Annotated in this window: 7 protein-coding genes and 1 CRISPR repeat array (1 of these 8 only partly in view); of the genes, 4 read left to right on the top strand and 3 right to left on the bottom strand. The window is 35.7% G+C overall.

Annotated elements, in window-relative coordinates:
* Positions 1-957: 957 nt before the first annotated feature.
* The gene (locus EHE21_RS13275; RefSeq protein ID WP_194950904.1) at positions 958-2,508 is read right to left on the bottom strand and encodes a methyl-accepting chemotaxis protein; all 1,551 of its coding nucleotides are present in this window, start codon (positions 2,506-2,508) and stop codon (positions 958-960) included.
* Positions 2,509-3,015: 507 nt separating this feature from the next.
* On the opposite strand from EHE21_RS13275, the gene EHE21_RS13270 reads away from it, so the two are divergent.
* From EHE21_RS13270 to EHE21_RS13260, 3 genes are all read left to right on the top strand, one after another.
* The gene (locus tag EHE21_RS13270) at positions 3,016-3,597 is read left to right on the top strand and encodes a histidine phosphatase family protein (RefSeq protein WP_194950903.1); all 582 of its coding nucleotides are present in this window, start codon (positions 3,016-3,018) and stop codon (positions 3,595-3,597) included.
* Positions 3,598-3,716: 119 nt separating this feature from the next.
* A complete protein-coding gene (locus tag EHE21_RS13265) occupies positions 3,717-4,604 on the top strand; it encodes a PhzF family phenazine biosynthesis protein (protein ID WP_194950902.1) in 888 nt (295 codons plus the stop codon).
* A gap of 217 nt (positions 4,605-4,821) precedes the next feature.
* Positions 4,822-5,133, top strand: a complete 312-nt coding sequence (locus EHE21_RS13260) for a hypothetical protein (protein ID WP_194950901.1) — start codon at positions 4,822-4,824, stop codon at positions 5,131-5,133.
* Positions 5,134-5,255: 122 nt separating this feature from the next.
* Here EHE21_RS13260 and EHE21_RS13255 read toward each other — a convergent pair whose 3' ends face one another.
* Positions 5,256-8,792: an autotransporter outer membrane beta-barrel domain-containing protein gene (locus EHE21_RS13255; protein ID WP_228766685.1), complete on the bottom strand. Its 3,537-nt coding sequence runs from the start codon at positions 8,790-8,792 to the stop codon at positions 5,256-5,258.
* A gap of 636 nt (positions 8,793-9,428) precedes the next feature.
* On the bottom strand, positions 9,429-10,304 hold the full coding sequence (locus tag EHE21_RS13250; protein ID WP_194950900.1) for a leucine-rich repeat domain-containing protein: 876 nt from the start codon (positions 10,302-10,304) through the stop codon (positions 9,429-9,431).
* Between the two features lie 336 nt (positions 10,305-10,640).
* On the opposite strand from EHE21_RS13250, the gene EHE21_RS13245 reads away from it, so the two are divergent.
* On the top strand, positions 10,641-11,309 hold the full coding sequence (locus EHE21_RS13245; RefSeq protein WP_228766684.1) for a hypothetical protein: 669 nt from the start codon (positions 10,641-10,643) through the stop codon (positions 11,307-11,309).
* Between the two features lie 205 nt (positions 11,310-11,514).
* Positions 11,515-12,861: direct repeats of the CRISPR family, unit length 28 nt; unit sequence GTTCACTGCCGCATAGGCAGCTTAGAAA; it runs 782 nt beyond the window's last position.

The following is a 12,861-nucleotide window of genomic DNA, read 5'->3' as shown; positions in this document are numbered from 1 at the left end:
ATTTTAATTATACAAAATTAATATTTTTATATTAACTGTTTAAACAAATAACAAGATGATTTTATCATCAATGATTGACTTCTTTTTACTTCTAGGATCGTGCAATTGCTAGGTTTTTCGCTAATGTTAATTGTAATACAAATCAGCTAGATAATGAAAATATAATGAGTGAGATAAATAGTAAATGAGAATAGTTCTTTCTAACTTTATGTAACTAAAGGTATAGGTAAAGTGATCTTGATCGTATCGGTAAAAGTGAAAATCTTATTTTTGTTCTTTTTTACACATCAGAAAGTATGAAATAAATTATTTCTAATAATAGAAAAATATTTATTTAAGGATATTTTTTGTTTTTTTTAAAGTGTTTAAGTTGATTGTTATAGAACAAAGATAGGAAGTGAAATATTTTTGAAGTTGCAGCCTCATTTTTCGATGAGGTATTAATTTCACCTTGATAATTGTCATACAAATATAGAAGGGAAAATAGGTGACTAAAAAGTGAGTTTGTCGATAATTATTTTTGTTTTAACTACGTAATAATCTCTAGCGAAATGTTTTCTTTAGCGAGTGAGTGTATTGCTGTCTGTTTTAAGCTCTATAATCTTATCTCACAATAAGTGATATTACCCTGAGATTATTATGGGAACATAAATAGTGAAAAGATTATTTTCGTCATTAAATAGCCCTGTTTTGATAACGGAAATCAGCGATTATGTTAGCAATGTTTTAGGATTTAACATTTGACGCTGTCCATTACCTCTGAAATAAATTGGCAAATACAAACAGTTTGTCTGATATTGGTAAAATTGTTTACATTTTATTACCAGCGTTGTTGCAGATAAAAAAAAGAACCAAAGTGTGAGCTAGGTTCCTTTTTTTAGCCAGCTGGCGTTATTTTTAAGACCACTCTTTTATCTTATCGAGTGGCCTTGATATATAAGTTAATGCAAAAGTGAATTAGGGGCGACTGAGTTGGAAGTAATTCACTAATTTATTCAGATTAAGCGCTTGTTCATTAAGTGAGCTTGCAGCGGCTACGGATTCTTCTACTAATCCCGCATTCTGTTGAGTTGTTGAATCAAGCTGACTTATAGCATTATTGATTTGCGATATACCATCGCTTTGCTCATTACTTGCTTGCCCAATTTCTCGTAATAATGCGCTAATTTCTTCAACATCCGTGATCATTTTTTGAATTTGTGAGCCAGCTTGCTCAACTAATTCCATTCCTTCTTGTGTTTGAGTTGATGAATTATCGATAAGAGTGCGTATATCATTAGCGGAGTCTGCACTTTTTTGTGCTAATAGTCTGACTTCACCAGCAACAACAGCAAAACCTTTACCGTGTTCACCTGCTCTAGCGGCTTCAACCGCAGCATTTAGTGCAAGAATATTTGTTTGGAAAGCAATGGCATCAATTAAGTTAATGATATCTGTCATTTGAGATGATGAGCTATTAATTGCTCGCATTTTTTCAGTTAACTGAAGCATCATTTCGCCATTATGGTGTACGGCAATCTCAGTTTTTTCAGCAACATTAATCGCATCATGTGTATGATCTGCCGTGTTTTTAACAGTCGAGGTCATTTGCTCCATTGAGCTTGCGGTTTCTTCTACTGATGTTGCTTGTTCTTCTGTTCTTGCCGCTAAGTTTTGGCTACCAGCAGTAATTTGCTCTGCTGCTGACGAAATATTTTCAGCGCCATTTTGTACATTTTGCACAACATCTAATAGATGCATTTTCATTTCTGCAAGGGCTTGTAATAATATCCCCGCTTCATCATGATAATCAGTATTCACTTCTTGTGTTAAATCCCCATTTGCAATGGCTTTTGCAAAGTTGATTGCTTTCTCTAATGGGAGAGTAATACCTTTAGTAATAAACCACCCCAAAATACTGCCGACAACAATACTGACAAGTGTTAATAATACTAAAAATATCCTTTTTTCAATAAAATCACGTTCAACAGCGTCGCCTGCTTCTTCCATCTTTTGATTTTGTAATTCGATAAATTCTAATATTTTATCGCGATACTTTAATTGAATAGCGGAAGTTTTTGTGATCAATTCATTGACTGCGGCGTGTCTGTTATTTTCATTAAATGCCTTCACCACAAAGTTTTGAGAGGTTATATATTGCTGACGAATATCATAAACCTCAGCTAAGATTTTTTTTGACTCAGCATCGTGTGTGGTTTCGTCTAATTCTTTCAGCAATTGTGCAACTTTAGCGGTGATCTCTGCTTTTTTGCTCTCTTGCTCAGCCGCTAGACTTCCTTGCTCATCAAGCATAGTGAGTTGCTGGAATATAATAAACTCATTGAAATTATTGATCAGTAAATTGGCTCTGACTGTGGCTGGATAGATATCATCAACAACATCATGAATATCTTGATTCGCACTGTTTAAACCCATTAATGCGAAACTGGAACCCAACATAATTAACATCACAAAAGTTGTAAATGCGATAGTTAACTTTGTACGAATTTTAAAGTTTTTAAAGAACATGCTTAACCCTGGATAAATAATAATTAATAAGTATTGGTAACTTATTTAAGAACAAACAGTATCGGTTAGCAGTGACAGAACTTTAGTCATTAAACTAAATAAAGGGAGATAAAAAGGCTTGCATTGATTTTTAACACACTATTTTTATTGTGAAAAAGAGATCTCCTCCCTTTTTTTATCTAAATGTGCTTAGTATTTAAGTTTCATTAAACTTTATAAACTTAGACAGAAAGTAATGAAAAATTAAAGAGATCCTTTATTTTCCGTTAACAATTGTTTGTTCGATTTTAATATTTGTTAATTAATTTTGAGGTGTTTAGAAGGTAGAATAAAGGTGGAGAGATTATAAGAGTGGCTAAATGTACGCTATCTAAGACTCGCTCACCTCTGAAATACTTTTGGTTATGATAGACTGGATGACTTAAAACAGGTGAGTTTATGGTTAATGTTAGATGTATTTTAACACCCTATATTTCTTATACTTAATCGACTTAAAGGTAACGCTGTATGCGCAGTGTATTTATATTTTTGAGCATATTTATTTTAGGATTTAGTCATATGGCGTATTCCGATCAAACCCTTGTCTTTATAAGACATGGTGAAAAACCTGATAATGATAGTGGGCAGTTGACCTGTAAAGGATTAAATAGAGCATTAGCCCTGCCTGATGTGCTTATAAATCAATTTGGCAAACCTGATGCATTATTTGCAGCCGCACCTAAACAAAGTAAATTAGGTAATTCATTACGTTCACTTCAAACGATTTCGCCTCTCGCCATTAAAACCTCATTGCCTATTCATCTTCAATATCATGCTAAAGAGATAAAAGAATTACGCGAAGATCTGCTCAGTCAGCAATATGAAAATTCAGTTATTTTTATTGCATGGGAGCACGACAACTTAGTCAAAGTTGCACGAGATATCATGAAACAAGAGGGGGGAGATCCTAAGTTAATCCCTAAATGGAAAAGTAGTGATTTCGATAGTATCTATATCTTAAAGATTATCCGAGAGGGCGATAAGAAAAGCGTCATATTTGAACAAAGGCAACAAGGGTTAGATAGCGTATCGGAAGTTTGCCCTAATTAATGGGTATCTTATCTAACACTAAAAAAACAAAATATTTAAATAGAGTTATATAAGATAGATTTAGAACACTCTATTTTTACACACAAATTTAATGCTATTTGAAGCAATGCGGGAAAGATATGCAAAATGAAGTTATACGCTCAGTAGAGCACGAGATCAAAGTACACCTTGTAAACTCATTTACTCGAAATAATAAAGGTGGCAATCCTGCTGGCGTGGTACTTAATCCCCCTCAATTAAGTGATGAACAGAAAATTGCTATTGCTAAAGAAGTCGGCTTTTCTGAAACGGCATTTGTTTATCAAAGTGAAGAGACTGATTTTAAAGTTGATTTTTTTACTCCCGAAGGAGAAGTTGATTTCTGTGGTCATGCTACATTAGCCGTCTTTTTCACTTTATCTTCACTCAACTTATTGGCTTCTGGTCATTACACACAAAAAACAAAAGCAGGTATTTTAAGCGTAGCGATTGATACTGAAAATGTTGTTATGGAGCAAACACTACCTGTTTCACGACAAGCTCCAAGTGTTGACGCTGTGGCAGTTGCGCTGGGGATAAATCGTGAAGTTATCTTAGAAACAGGCTTACCCATTGAGATATTTTCAACGGGATTATCCGATATTTTGATCCCTGTGCAATTGGGGAAATTAGATACGTTAAAACCTAATTTTGATGCAATAGCAAATCTAAGTCGTGAATTTAATACTATCGGTTTTCATGTTTTTGAGCTTAGCCAAGATAAAGAAATTACTGCTCATTGTCGCAACTTTGCGCCTTTATATGGTATCAATGAAGAGTCTGCTACAGGGAGTTCTAGTGGCGCTTTAGGCTGTTATCTTGTTAAGCATGTTTTCCCTCATAAAACACATTTTCTATTAGAGCAAGGGCGTGCAATGCAATGCTCCTCTCTTATTCACGTTATTATTGATTCAACGGAAAAGACGATTAGTCGAGTGAGAGTGGGCGGAAAAGCGACAACGATAGGCTCGAAGATTATTACTCTTTAAATAGCTTGCGGTATTTTATATCAAGTTATTCTTAATAGGCTCTAGTGTAAAAGCTAGAGCCTTAATATTTAAAAATAGTATTTATTAACTCGTTATCTTTATTGATATCAAAAAATTGTATATCAGCGTAAAAAATTGCAAGTTATCTGTTTTAACGTTGACCATAAAGTTAACTCCAAGGTTTATAGTTTATATAAACCAGAGAATGGAGGTGCGTATGGGATTTTTACAATATCTATTTGGTAACCGATTCGGCGGTGGTAAACATGGAAATTCCCACGGCAATAATAATGAGAACAAACATGGTAGCTATAATAAAGGAGGTGGACATCATGGTGGGGGGAGTAATAAACATGGAGGAGGTAATCGGGATTATGCCAATGTACCTCGTGGGCAAGAGGAGTTAAATAGCCCCAATAATAATGAAGTAAATCAATCTCAATACTATGCTAAATATTGCACTTTCTGTGGGGCGGGACAAAAGTCTGATGCATTATTTTGTAGTCAGTGTGGTGAAAGGCAAGTGTAATGAGTTTAATCAAGATAAAGAGGTTACTGTTGATTGAACAACGAACAGTCCATACAAATTAAAGCGGTTTGTATCGAGGCGGATACAAACCGCTTAATTATAGATAAAGATACGATAAAAAATTAATACATATATTTAATACCAAATACTGCCTGTGTATCGCTATAGCCAGAATCCCCGATCTGTTGAGAGACATTTCCCCATAAATTTAGGTTTTTATTAATCTGACCTTCAATACCAATTTTCACTTCCCCGACATTACGGTTTCCGGTGACGTTAAACTGTTTACCATCCATTTTCACGCCATATTGTTTACTGTTATAAATCCAGTTTGCTTCTACAAAAGGCTCGAAGTTACGATCTTTACCTTCATCGATAGCATTATGACCATATAGGTAAGCCCTTAATCCCAAACGTGTGCGGATATTATTTTCTCCGCTACTACTTACTTGGGTTCCATTAACTTCAGTATGATCATTGGTTTTTACACCCTGCCAAGTGATCTGAGCTTTAGGCTGTAAATAGAAAGTATTGACCATATCATTGGTGGTGGTGTATTCCCCTATCTTAATGGTATAGCCAGATTCAACAGAAGCCGTGATACCTCGTGATTTATATTTCTCGGTAGCAAGCTGATGGCCGTTAACCTCATGATCAAACCAGTTATAAAGTGCCCATGTATCAACATATAATCCTGATTTATCTACCTCATTTGCATACCAAGTACCGTAAAGTCCTACACTGTAACCACTTGTATTACCTTTAGAATCATAGCCACTATAGTGATTTTTAGTTTTACTATTTTGGTGAGCGTATCCTGCCATCACACCTACATGATATCGATTAAACCCGTCGGTTGACCACTCGGCGACATCACCGCCAAGTTGGACAACATAACGGTTATCCCGTGTTTTTAATTGCCCTTGCGACACTTGAGAACGACCAAAGCCACCAACATTGCGTAACCATATTGAAGTCACTTTAGTTTCGCCTGTTAAGACATCGGTATATTGCGTTTCTCCAAGGCGATCATGGAGTCGCAGATCAAACAGATTATTGGCAGCTTGCATATTATTAATATAACTACCGATTTCAGGTCTTGTGATCGGTGTAACAGGTGGCTCCGGCTTAACAGGGTCTACCGGATCGACGGGGTCAACAGGGTCAACTGGGTCAACGGGGTCAACAGGGTCTACCGGATCGACTGGGTCTACCGGGTCGACAGGGTCAACAGGGTCGACAGGGTCAACAGGGTCAACAGGATCGACGGGGTCAACAGGATCGACGGGGTCAACAGGATCCACAGGGTCTACTGGGTCTACTGGGTCAACGGGGTCAACAGGATCGACGGGGTCAACAGGGTCAACAGGGTCTACTGGATCGACAGGGTCAACAGGGTCTACAGGGTCTACAGGGTCAACAGGGTCTACTGGGTCAACAGGGTCGACAGGGTCTACAGGGTCAACGGGGTCTACAGGGTCTACTGGGTCAACAGGGTCTACAGGGTCAACTGGGTCAACTGGGTCGACAGGGTCGACAGGATCAACGGGGTCGACGGGGTCAACAGGGTCGACGGGGTCGACAGGGTCAACAGGGCCGACAGGGTCAACGGGATCGACAGGGTCAACAGGGTCGACAGGGTCAACAGGGTCGACAGGGTCAACGGGGTCGACAGGGTCGACAGGATCAACCGGGTCAACGGGTGGTTCCACATATAAACTAGTTAAATACCAGTTTTTATAATCTGTTCCCGAAATATAACCACCACGCAGTAGGGTGTAATCATAGGCACCGGCAACAATACGGCCACTTTGTTTAAATTCCCCAAGAGAATTGCCAGATACGGTAATTAACTCAATGCCTTTCTCTGTTTGAGCTCCTTTACCATTAAGGTTGTTTACATAAACAGTGGTGTTACCTGAGCTATTGCCATCAATGATTAACTTATCTGTTTTTGAATTATCATCACCCAGTTCCGTATTGAAAAATAGAGAACCATTATTTGATTGATAATTATTAAGAATATTTAAATGTGTTTGTGTTTGACTATCCCTTGAAAGCTTGACTATTCCCCGGTTATCTAACGAGGAAACAGTTTGACTAAATCCATCGAGATCAAGGTAGCTTCGATTTTTAATATCGACACTTTTTCCAAATGAATTTTGATTGCCTGCTTTTAGTGTTCCATCGTTAATAACAACAATGCCACTATGCTGGCTGTTATTGCCAGCTAATGTGATGGTATTGGTATTATTTTTTACGATATTGATGGTATTAAGAAGGTTAGATGAAAAATCATTATCATTTTGGTAATTGAAAACTAACCCAGCTTTTAGTGGAAACTTATTGCTATCAAATTGGTATGTATTATTTCCAGTAAAACCTTCTATATTTGTGACTTGCAATTCACCCGATAAACCTCCATTACCATGAAAAATAACCGTATCATAAAATTGGCTGTCTTTATTTAAGGTGATTTTATTGGTGGTAATATTTCCCCCTGCAAGCAGGTTGATAACGCTTTCTCCAGAATTACGTGGAAAAAGTGACATTCTACCAAGAGTTATTTCTTCAGCAGAGACTGAACCTCCATTTGCAATGATAATTTCATGACTGACGTTATCGCCTAAAATAAGGTTTTCTTGTGCTACGATTTTAGATTGATTTCCGGTAACAACAACGACTGGATGTGGTTTTTCTTGCGCTAAGGGATCAATATATCTTGATTCGCCTGTTCCTAGGGTAATATTTTTAGCTTTTATTTCAGCGCTATCTTCTACTCTTAATAAACTTAGTAGATTGCCCCCTGTTGTAAAATATTCACTTACATCAATTGATGAACCTTGACCTGATAACAATAGGCTCATTGTGGATTTCATGCTTGACATTGTATGAACACCAGCATAAAAGTTTTTAGCTTTAACTTGACCACCCGATAAAATATTAAGCTCACTAGGAGCATCCGGGTGGGCATTGCCCATATTTTTGGCAAAATAAAAATCTTCTTTAACGTTTAACAACCCTTTATTTGTGATATTTACAACTGTTTTTATTAAGGCATCGTCATTGTTAATGTCCATATCATGAATGGTGACATTCCCTGCATCAACGACCCCTTCATTATCAATATTTATTGTTACAGAGCCAGATGGGAGCCTATTACTTTTACTTAAGGAGGCTTCTAAATTATTATTAACTTTAAAAAGAGAACCTTTTCCGTTTACGTTTAATGTATAGTTTCCACCACCTTCCACAAAGACACGAGTGAAATTCCCCATAGAAAATGCATCAGTGTAAACTTGACCACCATTAATAATATCGATATTTGACTGAGATGTTGTATCTGTGCTTTTAGAATAAAGATCTATAATGCCGAAATTTAATGTTTTACTGTTATTCCAGACTGAATCACTTCCTGAAATGATGACTTGTCCTGTTTGCCCTATTAAATCTGCTATATTTGTACTCTGAGTTTCGAGGGTTCCTGCATTAATCAGCATTTTCCCGCTTTTTATATACAAATCACCTAGATTTAAAATTTCATTTTTATCATTCAGCTCTTTAATTTCACCATTTTGAATGGTGGTGGCATTACCAGCAGAAGTAAATAAAATTAAAAAAAGATAGTTAGAAGGGTAATAAAGTTTCTTCTTTTTCATATAAAACATTCCTTGATATTAAATGTTTATTTATTAAATCAAGCCATTAGAGATGTAATGATGCACAGCGCGCAATTGAGCTACTGGCACGATCACAGAGTGTTTAAATTATTTTTAGGCTCGCTTAATTATATTAAGGAGCTTTATTTTTAATCTTTAATAAATTATCTAAATTTGATTAATTAAATGGAAAAATAATGAAAAGTATTATCGTTTAAAACTGTCATAAACAATTTATGATAATAGGTATGGGGAATACCTCTTTAGTGTTATTTAGTATTAATACTATAATCAAGGTGGTTATTATTTTCCAAGTATTTTATATAAGGATTAACACTCATGATCCTTTTGTCTAAATAGAAAAAATAAAAGGTTTTTAATTTCGAAACCTTATTAAAAAGGACGATTTAATTCTAATGTTATAAATGAGAATGATTCTTTATCATAATTTAAAGTTAAAATTTAATTTGATCTAGTTATAAAGTTAATCCAGTGTCTAACTCCTAGAATAGGGAGATTCACTGGAAAACTATTTTTACAGTCGAAAATAGATATATAATTATTGGGTTATTTTTATTTTATTCTTTTAGTGATTGGTTTTCCAATCCACTAAAATTATTTAGGAATAGTTAGTTTTTATATAAAAACAATACATCCATTATCTCTTAATTTTTTAATTATTGTTGGTTCTGTGGTGAAGTTGTTCCAACGTAAATCTAGTTTGGTGAGTTGTGTTAAATTAATCATGCTCTCTGGTAATGTTGAAAGCTGATTTGCACGTAAATCAATATATTGGATTGAGGATATCTCTCCAATTTCATTAGGTAGTTGAGTTAATTGATTAAATCGAAGATTTAGTGTGGTCATGTTTTTTAGATTAGCGATATTAGATGAAATTGAGCTAATTTTATTATTATTAAGATCTAATATTCTCACTTGTTCTAGGTGATTAATATCATCAGGGAACTCTGTGATTTCATTATTCATTAAATAGATTTCACGAGCATTAATTAAGTGTGAAATAGAACCTGAGATATTAGTAATTTTGTTATTATAAAGTCGTAACTCTTTTATCGACTTTAGTGCAATATAGCTTTTAGGAATTTCTTTTAAGTTATTATCAGTTGCATTTAAATATAATAGATTACTGAGTGCTGATAATGCATCTGGTAATTTCTCTAAGTTATTATCACTAAGATAAAGAAATTGTAATTCTTTTAATTTTCCTATCTCATCAATAATATGGTTGATTTTATTATGCCCTAAATCAAGCATTTTTAGCTGAGTTAGTTTTGCAATTTCAATAGGAATATGGGTAAGTTGATTGCAAGAAAGGTTAAGTACATTGAGGTACTTGCATTCGAGAATAGATAAAGGAAAATGCACTAACTGGTTGTTGTAAGCACTAATTACTGTATAAAGAAAAGGTGATGTAATAAAGGAGTCTATTTCTTTATGATCTGCTGAGTCTAAGTTTAACTCTGATTTTGATGTTGAGTGCTGATGTAACATTTATATTCTCCCTATCTTAAATCATCTATGTGTAGTTATTGGTGAGTTGATTTTTTATTATTACGCTGTCATTTTAAAGAAAATGGACAATAGAATGAAGATAAATAAATTATAAATGATGACTCATTTTCTGGTTTATCTCTTCGTTAAAATATTTTCGATTATGTAGATGGCTGGATTTAAAATTACGTAGCTTATAGTAAGTGTTAAGCATGTTCATTTTTAGGGTTTTGTTATATGACGTACTTAGGTTAAATAATCAGTATATTGTAGATGTTTTCCCATTTATAAAAATAATAAGTAATATTTTTCGCTTTAAATAAAAGGATGTTATCTATGTTTAAGAGATACAATATTAAATTAGTTACGGTTAGATTAATATTTATTTCATTTGTTTGTTCCGTATTATCAGGTTGTCTTTCATTTAATTTGATATTAGCTACTGATCATGAAGCAGGTTACCGAAAATCTGATTGGGGATCGGATACCATTACTGCTTTTTCATTAGCGAATGACAGTAATGGAGATACTGGGTGGGTATTTGTTGGTGAAAAATTTGACTACTTATTGAGCAAGGGCGGCGATAATATCGTAACTATATTGAAAGATCCGGTTATACTCAAAGATAAAATTACAGTTAAAAAGCCAACACAGTTTATTATTGTTCCAGAAAAAAAAGAGTTCTCAGGAAAAATTCAAATTCATTATCGTTGGACTAATAATGAAGATAGGTTTGCAATTCTTAATTATGGTTTTACATGTAACTATACTTCAGGGATATGTTTATTATTGATAGAAGATTTAGTGGGTACCATACATCAAAAAGATAAAGAGCAAGATAGAACCCATTTAATGCAATTCTATCATCCATTCAAAGTTGAATTTTACCAACATAAACCAAACCCCTTTGGTCCAAAAACCGCTCGAGTATTACTACCAGTAACATTAGCGTTGGATATTGTGACATCACCTTTGCAGTACCTGTATTTTACAACTAAGAGATAATTAGGTAGGTAGTTATTGTGAATATAGCTGGAACGTCGAACTTTGGCTTTGACCTAAGTATATTCAAAGGTTATACCCTTTATTTTTCTCTCTTTAAAAACCCCAATAAAAACAATGGATTATTTGCTGATGTTTTTTATAAGGTAAAAGTGGTTAAACCTTGCTAGCACCTTGCTTTAGCTCATTTTTTTGTAATAATGCTATTGTTCACTGCCGCATAGGCAGCTTAGAAATATAGATGCGGCAGCGGCAGCGGCGCCCATTGGTTCACTGCCGCATAGGCAGCTTAGAAAATAGAAAACTTTATTGCTATGTAAGTCTGTATGTTCACTGCCGCATAGGCAGCTTAGAAAAGAGACGATAAAGCCTTGATTGATGATGGATGGTTCACTGCCGCATAGGCAGCTTAGAAACAAAGGTTCTAGGTGGGGTTGAATATCAACCGGTTCACTGCCGCATAGGCAGCTTAGAAAATTGCCAAGTTCGTCGTGAAGTTTTCTTGCTTGTTCACTGCCGCATAGGCAGCTTAGAAATTAACCCAATTAGTTCCCTGCATTAGATGCCTGTTCACTGCCGCATAGGCAGCTTAGAAAAACGAGCCTTTTTCAAATCTTCGACTGGGTTAGTTCACTGCCGCATAGGCAGCTTAGAAATACCCAGTGCAAACCAGTATTAATGGCTCTTCGTTCACTGCCGCATAGGCAGCTTAGAAAATTCTAATTATCGAAATCCTAGACAGCATTACGTTCACTGCCGCATAGGCAGCTTAGAAATACATAATAGGCATCCTCGCCTAACGGATCGAGTTCACTGCCGCATAGGCAGCTTAGAAATAATTCGAGCGGTGCTTTTGGTGCTGTTAAGCGTTCACTGCCGCATAGGCAGCTTAGAAATCATATCGAGATAAGCAGCCCCTAGGGGTGCTGTTCACTGCCGCATAGGCAGCTTAGAAAGCCCCAATTTTCAGCACCAAATCCGTCTGTATGTTCACTGCCGCATAGGCAGCTTAGAAATACCGATAATCAGTAAACCAGAATGTTAGATTGTTCACTGCCGCATAGGCAGCTTAGAAATGCAACTCAAATTGTTTAGGCAACATAGTGCCGTTCACTGCCGCATAGGCAGCTTAGAAATTTCTTAAACTAATAACACCGTAGCAATAATTGTTCACTGCCGCATAGGCAGCTTAGAAAAGTGCGCGGTAAGTAAGTAATTTGAGCCATAAGTTCACTGCCGCATAGGCAGCTTAGAAATTGGTCTTACAATAACAAAGTTTCAAATGGCGGTTCACTGCCGCATAGGCAGCTTAGAAATATCTCTAATTTAGGGGGTATATTACCGCCTAGTTCACTGCCGCATAGGCAGCTTAGAAAATTAACGGACGAAATTCGTCAAAGGATGGAACGTTCACTGCCGCATAGGCAGCTTAGAAATCGATAGTCGATAGCAGACTGCGCATCTAAGCGTTCACTGCCGCATAGGCAGCTTAGAAATAGCAGATATTTTTTTGAAACATCATAGAATCGTTCACTGCCGCATAGGCAGCTTAGAA

It is taken from the genome of Proteus sp. GOKU, assembly GCF_015475555.1.
GTDB lineage: Bacteria > Pseudomonadota > Gammaproteobacteria > Enterobacterales > Enterobacteriaceae > Proteus > Proteus mirabilis_B.
Note: the sequence above shows the minus strand (reverse complement) of the source record. Positions and strands in the feature narration are given on the sequence as shown.

What these genes read in the sequence shown, in the direction of transcription:
- EHE21_RS13275 (WP_194950904.1), bottom strand. Translation starts at nt 2,508, where the DNA reads ATGTTCTTTAAAAACTTTAAAATTCGTACAAAGTTAACTATCGCATTT.
- EHE21_RS13270 (WP_194950903.1), top strand. Translation starts at nt 3,016, where the DNA reads ATGCGCAGTGTATTTATATTTTTGAGCATATTTATTTTAGGATTTAGT.
- EHE21_RS13265 (WP_194950902.1), top strand. Translation starts at nt 3,717, where the DNA reads ATGCAAAATGAAGTTATACGCTCAGTAGAGCACGAGATCAAAGTACAC.
- EHE21_RS13260 (WP_194950901.1), top strand. Translation starts at nt 4,822, where the DNA reads ATGGGATTTTTACAATATCTATTTGGTAACCGATTCGGCGGTGGTAAA.
- EHE21_RS13255 (WP_228766685.1), bottom strand. Translation starts at nt 8,792, where the DNA reads ATGAAAAAGAAGAAACTTTATTACCCTTCTAACTATCTTTTTTTAATT.
- EHE21_RS13250 (WP_194950900.1), bottom strand. Translation starts at nt 10,304, where the DNA reads ATGTTACATCAGCACTCAACATCAAAATCAGAGTTAAACTTAGACTCA.
- EHE21_RS13245 (WP_228766684.1), top strand. Translation starts at nt 10,641, where the DNA reads ATGTTTAAGAGATACAATATTAAATTAGTTACGGTTAGATTAATATTT.